The 17841-nt window shown below is 31.1% G+C and carries 17 protein-coding genes and 1 pseudogene; 11 read left to right on the top strand and 7 right to left on the bottom strand.

Annotation, left to right across the window (positions count from 1 at the left end):
* The first annotated feature begins 536 nt into the window (after positions 1-536).
* Positions 537-701 carry a photosystem I reaction center subunit XII gene (locus O5637_RS09495; protein WP_269604505.1) on the top strand — a complete coding sequence of 55 codons (165 nt, stop codon included), beginning with the start codon at positions 537-539 and terminating at the stop codon, positions 699-701.
* A 407-nt stretch (positions 702-1108) separates the two neighbouring features.
* Complete coding sequence (locus tag O5637_RS09490; protein WP_269604504.1) at positions 1109-1339, top strand: hypothetical protein; 231 nt, start codon at positions 1109-1111, stop codon at positions 1337-1339.
* A gap of 34 nt (positions 1340-1373) precedes the next feature.
* Here the strand turns inward: O5637_RS09490 and O5637_RS09485 are convergent, their stop codons facing one another.
* Positions 1374-2420 carry an NAD-dependent epimerase/dehydratase family protein gene (locus O5637_RS09485; RefSeq protein WP_269604503.1) on the bottom strand — a complete coding sequence of 349 codons (1047 nt, stop codon included), beginning with the start codon at positions 2418-2420 and terminating at the stop codon, positions 1374-1376.
* Positions 2421-2567: 147 nt separating this feature from the next.
* Positions 2568-3383 (bottom strand): annotated as a pseudogene (locus O5637_RS10805) (NAD-dependent epimerase/dehydratase family protein).
* A 240-nt stretch (positions 3384-3623) separates the two neighbouring features.
* Between O5637_RS10805 and O5637_RS09475 the strand changes: the two are divergent.
* The 4 genes from O5637_RS09475 to O5637_RS09460 all read left to right on the top strand — a co-directional run bounded on the left by O5637_RS09475 (position 3624) and on the right by O5637_RS09460 (position 6355).
* Positions 3624-4283, top strand: coding sequence for a TVP38/TMEM64 family protein (locus tag O5637_RS09475; protein WP_269604502.1), 660 nt, complete (start codon positions 3624-3626; stop codon positions 4281-4283).
* Between the two features lie 99 nt (positions 4284-4382).
* Positions 4383-5168 carry a phycobilisome rod-core linker polypeptide gene (locus O5637_RS09470; RefSeq protein ID WP_269604500.1) on the top strand — a complete coding sequence of 262 codons (786 nt, stop codon included), beginning with the start codon at positions 4383-4385 and terminating at the stop codon, positions 5166-5168.
* A gap of 39 nt (positions 5169-5207) precedes the next feature.
* The gene (locus O5637_RS09465) at positions 5208-5741 is read left to right on the top strand and encodes a phycobiliprotein lyase (RefSeq protein WP_269604499.1); all 534 of its coding nucleotides are present in this window, start codon (positions 5208-5210) and stop codon (positions 5739-5741) included.
* Positions 5742-5755: 14 nt separating this feature from the next.
* Positions 5756-6355: a chromophore lyase CpcT/CpeT gene (locus O5637_RS09460; protein WP_269604498.1), complete on the top strand. Its 600-nt coding sequence runs from the start codon at positions 5756-5758 to the stop codon at positions 6353-6355.
* Positions 6356-6387: 32 nt separating this feature from the next.
* On the opposite strand, the gene O5637_RS09455 is transcribed toward O5637_RS09460, so the two are convergent.
* Positions 6388-7692: a HEAT repeat domain-containing protein gene (locus tag O5637_RS09455; protein ID WP_269604496.1), complete on the bottom strand. Its 1305-nt coding sequence runs from the start codon at positions 7690-7692 to the stop codon at positions 6388-6390.
* Between the two features lie 167 nt (positions 7693-7859).
* Between O5637_RS09455 and O5637_RS09450 the strand changes: the two genes are divergently transcribed.
* Positions 7860-8723: a HEAT repeat domain-containing protein gene (locus tag O5637_RS09450; protein ID WP_269604493.1), complete on the top strand. Its 864-nt coding sequence runs from the start codon at positions 7860-7862 to the stop codon at positions 8721-8723.
* A gap of 15 nt (positions 8724-8738) precedes the next feature.
* On the opposite strand, the gene O5637_RS09445 is transcribed toward O5637_RS09450, so the two are convergent.
* From O5637_RS09445 to O5637_RS09435, 3 genes are all read right to left on the bottom strand, one after another.
* Positions 8739-9344, bottom strand: a complete 606-nt coding sequence (locus tag O5637_RS09445) for a glycosyltransferase (RefSeq protein WP_269604491.1) — start codon at positions 9342-9344, stop codon at positions 8739-8741.
* Between the two features lie 59 nt (positions 9345-9403).
* Positions 9404-9871 (bottom strand): bleomycin hydrolase, encoded by a 468-nt coding sequence (locus O5637_RS09440; RefSeq protein ID WP_269604489.1) that lies wholly within the window; start codon positions 9869-9871, stop codon positions 9404-9406.
* A 62-nt stretch (positions 9872-9933) separates the two neighbouring features.
* Positions 9934-10482 (bottom strand): bleomycin hydrolase, encoded by a 549-nt coding sequence (locus O5637_RS09435; protein ID WP_269604488.1) that lies wholly within the window; start codon positions 10480-10482, stop codon positions 9934-9936.
* Positions 10483-10711: 229 nt separating this feature from the next.
* Between O5637_RS09435 and O5637_RS09430 the strand changes: the two genes are divergently transcribed.
* From O5637_RS09430 to O5637_RS09420, 3 genes are all read left to right on the top strand, one after another.
* On the top strand, positions 10712-10936 hold the full coding sequence (locus O5637_RS09430) for a hypothetical protein (RefSeq protein ID WP_269604487.1): 225 nt from the start codon (positions 10712-10714) through the stop codon (positions 10934-10936).
* A gap of 88 nt (positions 10937-11024) precedes the next feature.
* Positions 11025-13442: a UvrD-helicase domain-containing protein gene (locus O5637_RS09425; protein ID WP_269604485.1), complete on the top strand. Its 2418-nt coding sequence runs from the start codon at positions 11025-11027 to the stop codon at positions 13440-13442.
* Between the two features lie 39 nt (positions 13443-13481).
* Positions 13482-14738 carry a CCA tRNA nucleotidyltransferase gene (locus O5637_RS09420; RefSeq protein WP_269604483.1) on the top strand — a complete coding sequence of 419 codons (1257 nt, stop codon included), beginning with the start codon at positions 13482-13484 and terminating at the stop codon, positions 14736-14738.
* Here O5637_RS09420 and selD read toward each other — a convergent pair.
* Positions 14735-16912 (bottom strand): selenide, water dikinase SelD, encoded by a 2178-nt coding sequence (selD, locus tag O5637_RS09415; RefSeq protein WP_269604482.1) that lies wholly within the window; start codon positions 16910-16912, stop codon positions 14735-14737. The genes O5637_RS09420 and selD overlap by 4 nt on opposite strands.
* Here selD and mtnP point away from each other — a divergent pair.
* Positions 16898-17830, top strand: coding sequence for an S-methyl-5'-thioadenosine phosphorylase (mtnP, locus tag O5637_RS09410; protein ID WP_269606975.1), 933 nt, complete (start codon positions 16898-16900; stop codon positions 17828-17830). The two genes, selD and mtnP, sit on opposite strands and share 15 nt — an antisense overlap.
* The last annotated feature ends 11 nt before the right edge of the window (positions 17831-17841 follow it).

Genomic DNA, 17841 nt, shown 5'->3' with positions numbered 1-17841 from the left:
TCTTTAAGGCATAGATAACGGAAGAATTGAACCATTTCTAGCCTCTATGAGTCTGTATTCCACTCTTCTTGAAGTTTTGAAGCTACTAAAAGTCCCCAGAACTTCCATACCTATGAGTCTGAAATAAGAAACAGAAACATTCCTAAGAAAGGTACAGGTATGGAATTGTATGAAAAACCTCCAAAAATAGTGCTTTTTCATATCCTTTCATACCAAATATGATGTTTTAAAGGAGTTTTCTGTAAATGTCCCCCAGTTCAAATCTGAGTCCTGGAACCATTCAAATAGGATTATTTGAATATTCAAAGCACCTCCAAAAAGGCTATTTTTAATGCCTAGGACAGTATTAGCAATACTTTTGATTTCTGAATTTACCTGCCCATCCTATGAAACTAAAAGGCATTTAAGTCCTAAGTTGATAAGGAGACAAAACATAATTATTACAAAACTGCATAAGAGTTGATACTTGAAGCTCGAAAATTAAAAGATCATTTCAATCTTGAGTTAGCATAAAAGAAACTAGTAGTTAAGAGATTATGAACCTTTTACTCGGAGTTCAAAGTACATTTGATCTTTCTAAAGTCGATTTCTCCTCAGGTCTAGGTATAAATTCACCTGATCTTGCTGGTATATCATTTTTAATGGTTATTTTTGCGGGGGTTTTAGCATTGAGACTGGGAACAACTCTTAGAGACTCTTAGTTTTTAAGAATATTACATATTAAATACTTTTACTATATTTGATAATCTTCAAAGACTAAGTAATTTTTTTTCTTAAAACATTAATAAAATTTGACGATTCTAATTTCGATTTCTTCGAAAGAAGTTCACAAGTAAAATGAATACAATAATAAATAAAACTAAAAGATCGTTAATATCTGGCAAAATCAATAGTTGATAATCAATTATATTTTATACAATAATCATAATTTATGTTGGTTTTCATATCATTTATCTCCAAATGCTTTATTTAGCTTATAAATCAAAAATCATACTGAGATAGTCTTTATAGACCAAAATAAATAATGATTAACTATATTGCAAAGAATAGGATATTTTTAATATCCTATTAAGGAGTTAAAATGATTTAAAGATTTGATTCTATTCTTATGAATTTAGAAGCATCTAGTGAAAATTTATATGATAATGCTGATAGTTTTGCAATGTCCTTTGATGCAGCCTGGAAGGATTGTGATCTAGGAACTAATAAAGATGTAGAAATAGATGAAAAGATTGAAATAGCTTTTGAAAAGATTAAAAATCACCCTTTTCTAATTTCTAATCCAATCCAATCAAAAAATGTTGCTCTCTTCAGAATTAAATTATTAGGACTAGCCTAAGTTATAAATAATCAGAAAAAACCAAAATAATTCTTCAATACGTATTTTTAAAATAATCTAAGTACCATTCAGAAAACAATTTAATACCATTCTCTATGGATGTCGTTGGTTTGTATTCTACCCATGAATTAAGCAAGTCCATCCTTGCAGCAGTTGAAACCACATCTCCTGGCTGTATAGGTTGAAAATTCTTTATAGCTTTCTTTCCTAAATTCTTCTCTAATAACTCTATAAAATATGTGAGTTGAATTGGATGTGAATTACCTATATTAAAAATTCTATAAGGTGCAGATGACGTTGAAGGGTTAGGAGTAAGAGGATTAAAATGATCATCAACTCTTGCTTTCTTGAAGCAACAACGAATTATCCCTTCTACGACATCATCAATGTATGTAAAATCCCTCTTCATTCTGCCGTGATTAAATACTTGGATTGGCTCATTATTTAAAATTGATCTCGCAAAAATCATTGGAGCCATATCTGGTCTTCCCCATGGGCCATAAACGGTAAAGAATCGAAGCCCAGTTGTTGGCAAGTCATATAAGTGGCTATAGGTATGGGCCATTAATTCATTAGATTTCTTAGTCGCGGCATATAAACTCACTGGATGATTTACTGCTTGTTCTTCATAGAAAGGAAGATTTTTATTGCCACCATAAACAGAACTGCTAGATGCATAAATCAAATGAGGAATCTTATTCTGCCTACATCCTTCAAGTACATTTGCAAAACCTACCAAATTACTTTGTATATATGCAGCAGGATTTGTTATTGAATAACGAACACCAGCTTGCGCGGCAAGATGAACAAAAACTTTTGGATTGTATCTATTAATTATATCTTGCAATACTTTATTATCTTCTATAGGAATCTCATGAAAAAACCATTCTCCATTTTTCGTGGAAACTTTCTCAATTTCTGTTAATCTAGATCTCTTTAAGGAAATAGAATAATAGTCATTCAAGTTATCAATACCTATAACTTTACAATCCAAAGTAAGAAGAGCTTTTACTAAAGCCGCACCAATAAAACCTGCAGCACCTGTTACAAGAATTGTCTCATCACTCGGCTTTAAATTCATGTGTTTATTATAATTTACTAAGAATAAACATTTTCACTATGATCATAGCATCATAGTGATTAACTTTTTAAATTTATAATAGTTAATTACTTATTTAGTTTTTACAAAGGTTAATTTCATTTCAAAATACTCTCTCATAATTTCTAATCAGTCTTTCAAGATTATTTTGTGATCCCAATTTAATTCTTTTTTGAAAGATAAATTCAAGGTTTATTATCTAAGGATCATACAATAGTTCTTCTAAAAATTTCAGATTTACTTATTCAATTACTTTTATCATTAAGTTATTAATTTAAAGAATAGATAATTCTTCAGTATCGCCTAAATTAATTGGTTCTATATTTGAAAAATTCATGAATAAAGTTAAACCATCAATAAAAAACAAACGAAACAAAAGCTTATAGTTTGATTACCATTGCAATATATAGTTAGGTCCTTTACATCTATTTATTGAACTAATAAGTTACTAAACAGTATTCCGTCATTTAATAACATTCTAGAACCAAAGGTATTAAATATTCTGGAAATTCTTATCTCAATACCATTCATTCTCATATAGTCATAACACAATTATTAGGCAACACGTTTACCCTCATCGGAGCAACTACGAATTCCTATAGGATTTAATTAAAGTTATATTTTCAGTATGATTATATGTTTCGGGATTTCCATAAATTTGACTAGTGCTCGCGAATAATATTCGAGCTCCAACTCTCCTCGCTAATCCAAGCATATTGTAAGTCCCAAGAAAACTCGTTTTAGTTGTTTTAATAGGGTTAAATTGATAATGAATTGGAGAAGCTGGACAAGCAAAATGCCAAGTCCTATCCACATCAAGCTTGACTGGCTTGGTAACGTCATGATTCATAAGCTCAAAAGATGAATGACCAATCAAATGTTCAATATTTTCTTGACTCCCAGTAAAAAATCATCCAAACATATAACTTTTTCTCCAGATTTCATTAAGCGATCAACCAAATGAGAACTTACAAAGCCAGATCCTCAAGTAAACAAGTTTTTTTCAGCAGATGTGTGCATCAAGTTTCACGCTTTAAAATTTAATTTTAGTATCTTGCCAAGACTCATGAAATTGATTAATTATTTTCTCGTAAATTATGGATTAATAAAAATAAATACATTTTAAATAGGATAATTAAATTAGAAATCTTTTAAGATCTGATCACAGACAGCTAGGAGTGAACTTTGAGAAAGGAAAAATTACGAAAATTCCTATTGATAGCGCTTTTCGTATTGGCAGCTGCTCTCTTTTACTACTTTATTGTAATCGAATGGGAAGAACAGATTAATCAGATTGTTAAGGATATGGGTATCTTGGCTCCTTTAGGAATCTTTATTCTTAGAGGTATAAGTACTATCTTCCCTGTTATATCAAATCTCCCATATGCAATTCTTGCTGGAAGGTTGTTGGATTTCAAAACTGCTTGTTTAACAATTTTTTTGGCTGACTTTATATCGTGCCAAGTGGCATTTTGGATAGCAAGAAATTTAGGACGTGAACCTGTGCGTCGCTTGGTTGGAATAAAAGCAATGAAAAGAATTGAAAGTTTCAATCAAAACCAACTAGAAGGAAATTTCTTCCTAATGACTGGGGTTCTAATGACAGGACTTTTTGATTTCCTCAGCTACGGATTAGGGCTAGGAAGAACAAGGTGGAGACTATTTACATCTGCTTTGCTTCTTTGTCTTCTGATTTTTGTCCCTGTAGCAGTTGCTATAGGAGCTGGACTCGCGGATAAGATATATATCGTATTTGCAATGGTTGGTATGTTTGTACTTGCTATTATTAGTGGTTTGATAAAAAAAAGGGTTTCTTTAACTCAAGGTAAAAGCCAAGGCAGTTGATACTAATATTAAGAAATTAAATAATAAAGAGAATTAAATGCACAAAATTTATATTTAGCCTAACTGTATTGTTAAAATTGACCAGTACAAATCAATCATATGTTATCTATTCCATTTAAAGCATTAAGAATAGGAGCAGAAACTATTAATAAAGAACCAGTTAAATATAATAAAAGCAGGATATCTGGAAGCAATAGAATACCATACAATTTACACATTAGAGGTGCATCAATGCCCGGTCAAAAAAATAAATTCACCACAACATCTACGACAAAACCTAAATCAAACTCAAGCCTTCTAAACAACAATGTTATGAGCTCTTACAAGCGAAATAAGATAAATACATACAATTATAAAATACAAAATAACAATGAAATAAATTTACTTCAAATCAATGAATTTGTTCCTAATGATGATGATGCATTACTTGAAGCAATCAATGCATTGTATAAACACATCTTTGGAAACTTATCTTTAATGCAATCAGAGCGACCAATTGATATTGAAAGGAAACTAAGAAATGGTGATATAACAGTAAGAGAGTTTACGAGAAAAATTTGTAAATCTACTATTTATAGAAATTTCTACTTTGATAGTATTAGTCAATATAAATCTATCAAGTTAAGATATAAACATATTCTTGGTAGGCCCATCAAAAGTCAACTCGAAGTAGCTCAAAGTTCTAATATTATAAATAACCTAGGTTTTGAAGCTCATATTGATTTTCTAATAGATTCTGATGAATATAATAATGTTTTTGGTGAAGATATAGTTCCTTACATGAGGTCATGGAATTCTCCAATTAGTTTTAAAACAAAAAGTTTTCTAGAAACTGCAGCGATAACAAAAGCCTTTGCTACAAGTGACATTTGTCAAGTTATTTAATTTTCTAAAAATAAATTAATCTCAACTCAAATAAATTAGATGAATATTGAAGAGTTTTTCTTAAAAAGCGTTGGAGAATGGAACTCAATGAGAAGCGGACATTCACTAGCATTTCAAGAGTTTGAAGAAATAAGAAGTAAAATAAAAATAGTTCCTTCAAAAAGAAACGATTCTAGAGTTGTTAAATTTTTAAAAGATAATTTAATAAATACTAATGCAGAAAATAAAGCATTCCTAATTAATTGGCAAGCAAAAAGTGAATGGGGTGAAGAGAATCAAAAAGAAACATCTTCTGGTGAAAGCATACTCGTTCCAATAGAAATTTCTAAAACAGAAGGAAAGATAATTAGGAGTGTTGGATATACTGAAGCGGTGCAAGTAGTATCATTATATAAAATTCTTGATGATGGAACTCTAATTATTTATTCAGACTATAGTCATATTTGTACCGAAGAAAGAATTTGGTTTGTATCAAACAATTTAAGGAGTAGAACTTCTGTAACAAGAGCAATAGATTCATCAGCTATTCTGCAAACATCTTATGCATCCGAAATTCGTTCTATAAAAAAATAAATTATATCTATAAGATGAGCAACAAAAACTTACTAGAATTTGCAAAGATAATTTCAGGCATATTTAGCAATAAGGAGCAAGCCTTAGATAATCCAAAAAACTTTGCGCATATTCAAATACATATTCGACCATTGTTTTTTAAAACATATAAATGTTTTGCTTTTTACTCAGAACAGAGATATCAACATGATATATGGAATCCATATAGACAGTCTATAAATAAATTATCCCACGAAAAAGAAATTTTTATTTTAAGTAATCATAAGATTGAAGATAAAGAAAGATTCACAGGTGGTGCTTTAGATATATCTCTTCTAGATACAATATCTAAATATAAGTTATATAAAAAGTCTGGTTGTTCTATGCATTTCAGAGAGACAAGCCCAGGAAATTTTTCAGGAACTTTAGAACCAGGGTTAAGATGCTATATACAATATGGGAAACATAAGACTTACGTAAAAAGTGAAGTTACAGTTAATAAAAATAGTTTTATTGCTGAAGATTCTGGTTATGAAATAGAAACTGATAAAAAAATTTGGGGATCAGACTTTGGACCATTAATATTTAAAAAATTAGATAATTTTGATTTTTTCATCAACGAGAATTGGGTATAGATCTTCTATTTATCTTTAAAAATAGAAATTGACTAAGAACAAATTTCTTGCGCCTTTAATCTCACAAATCTATTGCTATCATTGAGAAATGATTTACCAAAATCTTTTTTAATATGTATTTGCCTATTTTGTAATACAAGCAAAGCTGTATATCTATTTTTCCAATAAGGTGTAAGCCTCTCATCGGAAAATTTATTTATATTATTATAGAATTTAGCATCATTTAAACAGCCCAGAATTTCTATTGCTGAAGATTTAAATTTCATATAATTAGGCCAATAGTCTGATAATAAAAAATCTACTTTATCTAAAATTGATTTATCATATAATTGCTTAGCTAATAATATTTTATATGCATTTATAAAGAAATATATTGCTCCATAATCTGATTTTGCTCTATCCCAATTATTATTTAGGTGATACAAAACTTCATCTAAGGGGAATTTTTCTAACTCCTTCATTGATTTATAACATCTATTGAAGTCAGTATGAAAAAGTTGCTCTATCAAAAAAGCTAAATCTTTTTTAAAATTATTAATATCTAATGTGTTTATCTTTTTTGGATCATCAATAATTACTAAATCTATACAATCAAGGATATTTATATTTTTGCAAAATAATATGTCATCAATCCAAAGAGAGTCTATTGCCTGTAATTTAAATGATGGAGAAATTGGGGACTTGATTAAAAAAGGTAGAACAGCTATTTGACCAGCATTTATAATATCTTGAACTGCGCAATGTCTATCATTTTGATTAGATAGTCTCAAGAAATCCTTTAAATTACTAAGCTTATCCTCTTCCCCACAAAGTTTTATTAATGCGGTAAAAGAAGCTGCTTTAACTCCATTTGAGGATTGCATATCCGTTGATAATGATCTTATCTTATCTATTTCGTTTTTAACTCCCAATTTAGTTAAGGTTTGTATTACTACTCTTTTGTTATTGAATTGTTTATACAATATTGAACAAATACTATTAATAATATAAATATCATCACATTTAAGTTTACCTAATGCCCATACAGATGTCTCAATGAGATAATCATCATCATGTTTTAGAAAATCTGCAATAATTGGTATAGCCCTTTTACAATCAAAAATAGCAAGTACTTCTATCGCTTTTCTTTTTGCTATCTTATATTCAAGTTTTTCGCAGTCATATTTAATAAAGTCAAGAAGTATGTTTTCTGATTCTTCACAAGGGAAATTTGCCAAGTGAAATACAGCTTTATAATAGTCGGCTAAAATCTTAACTTCAGAAATTGGTTTTCTAAGAATATTGATAGCATCTCTTTTCTTGATTTTAGGTAGATTATCAAATGAATTGGATTGCACTTTAAATTTAAGGGTCTTTATTCAATAGATACTCTGAGAGCATTATATTCAGCATAAAATTGATGATGAATATAAAAAGATATTATTTATGAAAATACATGTAATAACATTGCAGCGAATAGTTTAATCTAGATTATATAAGAAGCTTTTAAGTCGATAATAAAAAAGTGGATAATTACTCTAAAAGTAATCTAACAACAGAAGAACAGACATCAAACACCCAGGGTGGCAACCAAAATATGAGGAGTAAGAAAAAATCAATTCAAGACGAAATCAAGTTTTTAATAAAAGGTCTTAATGATGAAAATGGTTTAGTTAGAAGAAGTCATGCAGAAGCTTTAGCTAAAGTAGGTACAGCCGCTTTACCTGAGTTAATTAATGCTCTGCTCAATAGTAAAAACGTAATACAAAGAAGAGCAGCAGCCAAAACTATAAAGTTAGTTGGAGATCCAGTAGCCTTACCTCATTTAATAAAAGCACTTACTAATGATTCAGATTCTGTAGTGCAATTCTCTGCCGCTGGTGCAATTGCGATTTTTGGCGAGGCTGCTGTGAATCATTTAATCATTGTTTTAGAAAGTGGAGAATATACAGAAATGCAATATGGTCTTGCAGCCTGGTGTTTAGAATTTATTGGATCCGAAGCACCAAGTGCAATAAAGAGAGCAGCTAAATCAAAAAACACAAATGTTAAATCAGCTGCAATTTCAGCACTTGAAGAACACATTAGGCAGTCGCAAGACCAAGAAGCAATTCAGCTAGTAGAAGGTGCTATTAATGATACTGCTGAAAATGTTCAGATTGAAGCTATTAAATTAGTTGGTAAATTAAATAAAATAGAATCATTTATTCCAACCTTAATATCAAAATTAAAAAACAATAGTGTAGATATTCGAAAAACCTCAGTATTGTCTTTAATGCAACTTAATATTAACGAAGCTATATGTCCACTAAAAGAACTACTGAAGATTGAGAAAGATAAAAATGTTAGAAAAATAATTAAATTAGCTATAAAAAAAATTGATAACTAAAAGAATTAAAAATAATCAAGAATATTCAATATTTTTGTCTCTTAAAATATCTTCTTTTATCATTGGATCAATAGATTTATCATTTAATAATTCATCAAATAAATCATCAACAGTCTGGTCTTTCATTTCCAAAAGAGCGCTTATAGAAGCTTTAGCTTTTAACAAGTCTTTATCTCTACTAATTTTGATCAAAATATTTCTACCAGTTTCCCCTAATTGCCTCAAAAGAGAAATAACAGTCAATATTATCTCAGGCGCGTCTTCATTAAGTGCTGATTCCACTACTAACATATTTTCCTGAGTTAATTCTTCTAAATCAAAATTAACAACAACTTTGATCATCGTTTTAAGGCAGCTAACTTTAACAGTTGTATTATTACTATCCATATACAATGTAACTATTGACTTTAAAGTCTTTTCTCCAAATCGTCCCAAAGCTAATATTGATTTTCTTCTTAGAAATAAATCTTCTTCCTTGAGATTAGCTAAAAGATTATTCATAAATTTAGACTCAAATTCTTTTCTTAAAATCAAAAATGCTTGAGAATTAATATTTGGATTTGGATGCAAGAAATCTTGATAAAGTTCTATATATTTATTTAAATCTATAGAATCAATCATTATAATTTCAAATACTTATTTAAAAGTCGTAAAAAATATTGAATTAAATTAATTTATTTTTATGCAAGTGCGTTTATTAAATAATCCAATAATCCTTTGAATTCCGTTGCGGCTTGCTGACTCATAACATCATTGATCTTAATTTCATCCCGAATAAAAATAAATGCTTCTATATATGCAGCTGTTGGTAGTAGCTGGATACGAATAATTTCTCTCATACCTGAGATTCCCCATTCATCTAAAGGACCAGTGCCACCAGTTACTAAGCAATAATTGATAAGACGCAAGTAATGATGAATATCTCTCACGCACTTATCTTTATTAGCCTGCTCATATGAACCATTTTCATACACAGCATCAACAGCAAGATTAGTAAATTTATCAAGACAAGAAGCAAGTTTTTCTGCAGCCTCTAGACGAGCATTTGCCCTATCAAAAGAACCTTTCACAGACTCAAAATCGCTCATGCTAGGAAATCTTCCTGCTGCATCAGCTGCGCTTACAACGGTTGTAACTGCAGATTTCATAATGATTAATAAGATTTGGTTGGAAGTACCCTAGAAGAGGAATTAAAATTAAAGTTGAATATTCAACTCAAAGCCTCTATTACAAGATCAAAATATGATGCTGCCTCCGCCGCGATATCTTGACATTGTGCTCCTGAACCAGAATTAATTCCCTTAAACATTTTTCTTCCTGTATTTGTCTCAGTCATAATTGCTACTGTGGCAATCTTCATGATTTCAACTGCCCGAACAGCATTAGAAGTTGGTACTCCAAGAGCTAGATAAGTTTCTTTTAAACCGTTTAAACATCTATCTTCAAGAACAGATGGATCCCCTGCAAGAAGTGCGTAGCTTACATATCTCAAAATAATTTCTCCATCCCTTAAACAAGCTGCCATTCGACGCGTTGGATAACAATGTCCCCCTGGCTGAGTAAGTCCAGTATTTTCACAAACCATCCCTGCCACTGCATCTGCAGCTATGCAAGAAACATTTTGAGTAATTGCAAGGGTTGCATCGATTCTTTTATTTGCGTCTGCTACGTACTTTCTTAAATCTGAAAGATCCTCACTTCCAATTGCTGCACCTTTGGCATCAGCACTTACAACTGTTCTAGAGAACGCATCAAGCATCTTTTAACCACCTACGATATGTAAGTAAAAAAATTTAAATAACTAATGATTTACTAGTCATTACTAATTCAACTTAAGACTTACAGTCACATTTCACTGAACGAAACCTAAGAACGCAATGCTTCTTAACTGTAAAAAGAATTTTCACTAAAATCATTCATAGAGTTATCTCAAAAAGCTTATAAGCAAAGGGGATATCACTAATTTGAGCTATTGTTGAGATAAAAAAATGCAAAGCCCTACAGAAGAAGAGTTGGAAGAATCAATTAAGGAACTAACCGAGTACAAAAATCGTCTAGAAAAAGAAGTGGTAACTATTTCAAATAAGCTGAAAATGCCTCAGAAAAAAATCAACGCAATTATCAAAACTCATTCAGAGCTTAATCAAATCAAGATAATACTTTCCAAACTAAATAAACAAAAAGAAAATATGACTTCTAGCTTGATAACATAACTTTATTTTATCTGCTTAAATAATATAAAATTATCTTTATTAATATAGCTAAAACTAAATTTAAATTAATGTATTTTCAGTCTATAAAATGAAAAAATCAAACAATATATTTTTAAATGGATTAAACCAGGCTCAGTCTCAAGCAGTTGATCATTTTCATGGTCCATTGTTAGTTATAGCAGGGGCAGGGAGTGGAAAAACCAGGGCTCTTACTCATCGAATTGCACATTTAATTATTGAATATAAAGTTGATCCAAGCTCTATTCTTGCAGTCACTTTTACCAATAAAGCTGCAAGAGAAATGAAAGATAGACTTGAAATACTTTTAGCAAAAAGATTAGCAAATGTCATTCATGGCAAGACCTGGTCAGCCTTACAAGTTGCAGAACAAAGACAAATTCGTAATCGTATATACCGTGAAATAAGCCGTGAATTATGGATAGGAACTTTTCACGCCTTATTTGCAAGATTGTTACGTTTTGACATTGACAAATTCAAAGATACTGAAGGATTAACCTGGACTAGACAGTTTTCAATATATGATGAAACAGATGCACAAAGTCTTATCAAAGAAATAGTTACACAAGACCTACAATTAGACCCTAAAAGATTTGAACCCAAAAAAGTCCGCTGGGCCATAAGTAATGCCAAAAATCAATGTTTACTTCCTGATGATTTATCAAAGAGTGAAGAAGGTCAGAGAGGAAAATTAGTCGCTGAAACTTATAGACTTTATAGGAAAGCTTTAGCTGCTAATAATGCATTAGATTTTGATGATCTTCTATTAATACCTGTTCAATTACTAAAGCAAAATGAACAAATTAGAACTTATTGGCACAATCGTTTTAGACATGTTTTAGTCGATGAATATCAAGATACTAATTGGACCCAATACGAATTAATTAAACAATTGGTTACCAATGGTAAAAATCCATCTTCTTTTAAAGATTGGAATAAGCGATCAGTTTTTGTTGTTGGCGATGCAGATCAAAGCATTTATAGCTTTAGAGCTGCGGACTTTAGGATACTAATGGGATTCCAAGAGGACTTTGGGAAGAAAAGCCAGGAGAATACAAATGATTCAACTCTTGTAAAACTTGAAGAAAATTATCGGTCTACCTCTACCATCCTCGAAGCAGCAAATTCACTAATTTCCAACAATAAAGAAAGAATAGATAAAGTTCTTAGAGCTACTAGGGGAGAAGGTGAGCCTATTAAATTAACAAGATGTGACGATGAAATAGCAGAGGCAGAGGCAGTTATTCATAGGCTAAGAATTTTAGATGCCTCGAATCCAGAATTAAATTGGGGAGATATGGCTATTCTTTATAGAACTAATGCTCAATCAAGAGCAATTGAGGACTCATTGGTCCGATGGAGTATCCCATACATAGTGGTTGGAGGATTGCGTTTTTATGACAGAAGAGAAATTAAAGATCTGCTAGCTTATTTACGACTTTTAATTAACCCATCTGACAGTATAAGCCTTCTAAGAGTTTTAAACGTTCCTAAAAGAGGGATAGGTAAAACAACAGTCCAAAGATTGAGCGATGCTGCTAGTCAATTAAAAATTCCTCTTTGGGAAGTTGTTAATGACCCCGAGGCTGTTAGATCTCTCGCTGGAAGATCTGCTAAAGGTCTTTTGATTTTTAGTGAACTTATCAATGAATTACAAAGTCATCTTCTTTCTTCAAGCCCTGCTGAGTTAGTTCAATTAGTTTTAGAAAAAAGTGGCTACTTAAGTGAATTAATTGCAACAGGAACAGATGAGGCAGAGGAAAGAAGGCGCAATCTTCAAGAATTAGTTAACGCTGCTTTGCAATATCAGGAAGAAAGTGAAGATGCAAATTTAGAAGGTTTTTTATCAACTGCAGCTTTATCAAGCGATGCAGATAATAAAGACACTGCTTCAAATCGAGTCACATTAATGACTCTTCACAGCAGCAAAGGTTTGGAATTTCCTGTGGTTTGTCTTGTGGGAATGGAGCAAGGTTTATTCCCAAGCTATCGATCACTTGATGATCCATCTTCACTTGAGGAAGAAAGGCGACTTTGCTACGTAGGCCTAACTAGAGCTAAAGAAAAACTATTTCTATTTCATGCATCAGAGAGAAGAATGTGGGGAGGAATGAGAGAACCTGCTATCGCATCTATATTTCTTTCCGAAATCCCAGAAGATCTTGTTAAAGGCGATATCCCTTTATCTGGTGGAGCCACACTAAGGAGAGAAAAAAATCTAGATAGACTAACTAGAATTGATCGCCAAAGTAATAAAAATTCTTTTCCTAGTGGAGCTGAAAATGGAGTGAGAAAAACATATTCAGGTCCTTATCCAGGTAAAAAATGGTCAGTCAACGATAAAGTTGAACACTCTTCATTTGGAGAAGGAAAAGTAACACATGTATTTGGTTCAGGAGAAAAAATATCACTTGCTATAAAATTCTCAGGAATGGGACCCAAAATACTGGACCCAAGATTAGCTCCATTGAAATTAATAGATGAGTAAAATTTAAACAAAAAATGTAAATTAAAAATCATATATCTCATGGAATTATTTGATAAAGATACAATTGAAAAAAAAATACGAGAATTACCCAATGGAATTCTAACTATTCTATTAGATGTAGCAGTCTCAATAAATATAAAATCTATAGCCATAGTTGGAGGAGTTGTTAGAGACTTAATAACAAAATCTAAAAACCAAGATTATGAAATTATCTTTAATGATCTAGATTTGGTAATAGAAGGTGAGACATCAACTTATGTCAAAGAATTGCAAAAAACCCTTGGGCCCGAAAGAGTAAAAGTAATTCGCAATAATACAACTTATAAAACATCAGAAATAACAATTAATGATATAAAAGTTGATATTGCATCTGCTCGTGAAGAAACTTACCCCATACCTGGAGAAAATCCAATAGTAGAATCATCAACAATCAATAATGATCTAATCAGGAGAGACTTTAATATAAATGCAATGGCAATTGATCTTAAAGGTAATAAAATCATAGATTTATTTTCAGGATTAGATGCTATTTGCAATATGAAAATCGACTTTTTGCATGAATCAAGTGTTTTAGATGACCCAACAAGAATTATTAGGGCTTCTCGCTATTCTGCAAAGTTAGATTTTGATCTATCAAGTCAAGCCTTAAGGCAAATAAAAGATACAATAAATCTTTGGCCATGGAAGTGGCATATTGGAGATAATACTGATTTGGCACCTTCAGCATTATCAATAAGATTAAAAATGGAACTCGAATTACTTTTAAAAAGTGAATATTGGGAGACTGCATTAAAAAATCTACAAACCTGGGGAGGACTAAAAATAGTAGATTCCAAATTACAGAATGATAAGAGACTAATCGAAAAAATAATCATTGCAAAGAAGTCAAATATTGAACCTCTTATCGCATTAGTATATGAATCTAAAAACCCTATAACACTAGCTAAAAGATTACACTTAAATCAACAACAAAAAGAAATTATCCAAGGGGCATTTAAATTAAATAAATATCTTGAACTTATAATCGCTAATGATTTATATAAAAATTGGTCTCCATCAAAATGGACAATAAATTTAGAGGCAATAAATGTTAATGAATCTTGTTTCATGCTTGAAATATGTAAAGAAAACCCTCTAAAAGAATATTTGAAATATTGGCTATTCAATTGGAAGTATATAGAGTCTCCAATAAAAGGAGATGACTTAATTGCTAAAGGTTGGAAACCTGGACCAGAAATAGGAAAAGAAATCAAACGGCAAAGAATGAAATTAATTGATGAAAAAAATATTTATTAAGAAACAAATCCAATTTTAATCCAAGGTCCTTTGACTATAAGTTTTTGTGCATGAATGGGAGAACAACTAACAACCAAGGGTCCACATGTTTGTGGGTCTATTAAAATCTTTAACATTTTATTATAAAACGATTCATTCGAAAAAAAATTATTAGATACAAGATCAAATCTGAGGTTTTTATCTCCATCAATATTTTTTAAAAAAATTTCATTTGAAGGAGCTAAACTACTTTCAAAACCTTGATCTATAAGTTCTTTCACTCCATCATATACTGGTATATTATCCAACTCAAGGATAATTTTTAAGGGTTCTAAATTCTTTTTTAATTTATCGTTATTTGTAGATTCTAACATTTCAGACAAATGACCTAGTAATCCAAAACCAGTTATATCAGTACATGCATTAATAATTTTTGAATGTAAATTTATATTTGTTAATTGATTAATATAATTAACAATATAATGCTGGCTTCTATTCATTTCTTTTAGAACTAAATCAAGTAAATGAGGTTTGATTTGACCATTCATAAATGCAGCAAAAATAATTCCAGTTCCCAAAGGACGACTTATCAGAATTTGATCTCCCTTTTCCATTCCTCCCTTAGACCAAAAATATTTCTTTTCATCAATAATTCCATTTACCATTAATGAGCTTTCAATATCTAGAGAGAAAGGCTCTTCAGATATTTTTCTTGATTCTAATGTATGCCCACCTATAAGTTTTGCCCCCTGAATAGTCAAAGCAGAATTAATGCCTTCCAATAATTGAAATAACAATTCTTGCTGCAAATGATTTTGTAAAGATGGTAATTTAACAACAGATTGTGCAGAGATTACAGACCCTCCACATGCCCAAATATCAGAACAAGAATGAAAAGCCAAAAGCCTACCGTTTAACCATGGATCACTAACTAAAGATGGGAATCCATCGACACTTTGTATCAAAGTCTTGCTTGATTTTAATATTCCTATATTAATAGAATCATCTGTTGAAGTTTCTATTAAATCTAATTTATTCAATGCTGACTTTAATGGAATAAAAGCTAATTTTGCGGCACATCCTCTACACTTAATCATCTCTGTACCAGAGAACATTTCTGAATCTATTTTTTTAATAAGATAAAATTTAGAGATAAATTTTTTATCAATTAATTCTTTCAATCTTGATAGAAAATTATAAGGGCCCATAACAACCCCCCCCCAAGAGATAAAAGCTTTAGATTCTTTATTTGCAAAGTTAATATCTAAAAGTTGTATTGCTTTTCTTTGAGGTTTCCATTCCTCAAGCTTTAAACCTTTACTGATAAGCTCTAAATTTTTCGCAAGTGGTTTTGCCGAACGAACTGCCCACACTCCAGATGAAGGGCGAAAATGATGCTTAATTACTCCACAATCTCCTACAGCAAATAATTCAGGATAATTAAGGACTTGGAGAGTTTTTTTTGTTAATACCCTCCCATTCTTATCTATAGGCAAACCACTATCTTTTATCCAATCATATGATTTATTACCAGTGCATATTAGTCGTGGATATGAAATAGATGGATTCTTTTGTGTGATCTCAATATTTAAATCCTTTAAATATCTTAATAGATTCTTATTGATTTTTCTTCCCGATTTGACTTTTAATAAAATAGATCTTTTTGGCCATCTTTTTCTTAAAGAAAAAGCTATTTCTATTCCAGCAAATCCACCACCAATAATTACAAATGGTTTTGCCAAAGAATCATCCTTATGAATATCTTGGGCAACAATAAATTTATATGATTCGGAAAAAGGTTTAATTGGAACAACTAAATCTTTATCCCGCCTAATTAAAGATCTAGAATTTAAGTTAGTTTTTGTTCCGATATTTAAGGATAATAAAGAATATTCAATTTCAGGACGTCCTACTAAAAGTAATTTTTTTTTCTTAAGATCAATCCCCTCAATTTCTGCCATGACAAATGAAACGCCGGCTTTTGAAGCAATAGTCCTCAAATCAATTAGTATTTTATCAATCTTGTATTTACCTGCCAGGACCCCTGGAAACATCCCAGAATAAATGGTTGTACTTTCTTTATTAACTAAAGTAATCATTCCAGCAGGCTTCAATTTTGGATTCATTGCCCATCGGAGCAACACAAGGGCATGAGTATGTCCACCACCAGCCAAAACGAGATGATCAGTGAACATGATTTTTTGAATATTTCTGGAACACAATCAGATGCCTATGATTTCAAAAAAGCAAGATTAGGAATTATTGGAGGGAGCGGACTATATAGGATTGAAAATCTTAAAAATATAGTCGAGTTAAGCTTAGACACTCCATATGGAAAACCTTCTAATAAGTTACTAATAGGCAATCTATTTGGAATAGAAATTGTTTTTCTAGCTCGCCATGGAGAGAAACATACTTTAAACCCAAGCGAAATTCCATATAAAGCAAATATTTGGGCTATGCGCTCTCTAAACGTGAGATGGTTAATCTCCGCATCAGCTGTGGGATCATTAAAAGAAGATATCAAACCTTGCGACATTGTTATTCCTGATCAATTTATTGACCGAACTCATCAAAGACCATTGACTTTTTTTAACAATGGAGTTGTAGCTCACATAAGCATGGCAAATCCTTTTTGCGAAATTCTTTCTCAAATACTTTCGCAAGAAATAGAAAAATTGTTAACCGAAGAAAAAAAAATACACACTGGAGGCACATATCTTGCTATGGAAGGACCAGCATTTTCAACAAGAGCAGAATCAAATTTATATAGAAATTGGGGATGCTCAATAATAGGTATGACAAACCATACGGAAGCTAGATTGGCAAAAGAAGCCGAAATCGCTTACTCAAGCCTGTCCATGGTTACTGATTATGATTGCTGGAATCAAAATTGCGAAAATGTATCTGTCGAGATGGTCATTGAGAACCTTCAGGAAAATGCAAATTTTGCAAAATTAATAATCTCTGCTGCCGCTAAAAGAATCTCATCATTAAGGCCTTCAAGCTCTTTTCATAATGCATTAAAAAATGCGTTAGTTACTCCAAAAGAGCATGTACCAAATAAAACTAGAGAAAAGATAAAATTATTTACAGATAAATATTGGCTCTAAAAAAACCAACT

It is taken from the genome of Prochlorococcus marinus str. MIT 0917 (assembly GCF_027359575.1).
Lineage (GTDB): Bacteria > Cyanobacteriota > Cyanobacteriia > PCC-6307 > Cyanobiaceae > Prochlorococcus_B > Prochlorococcus_B marinus_D.
The sequence above is the reverse complement of the archived record's forward strand: the minus strand, read 5'-3'. Positions and strand labels throughout refer to the sequence as shown.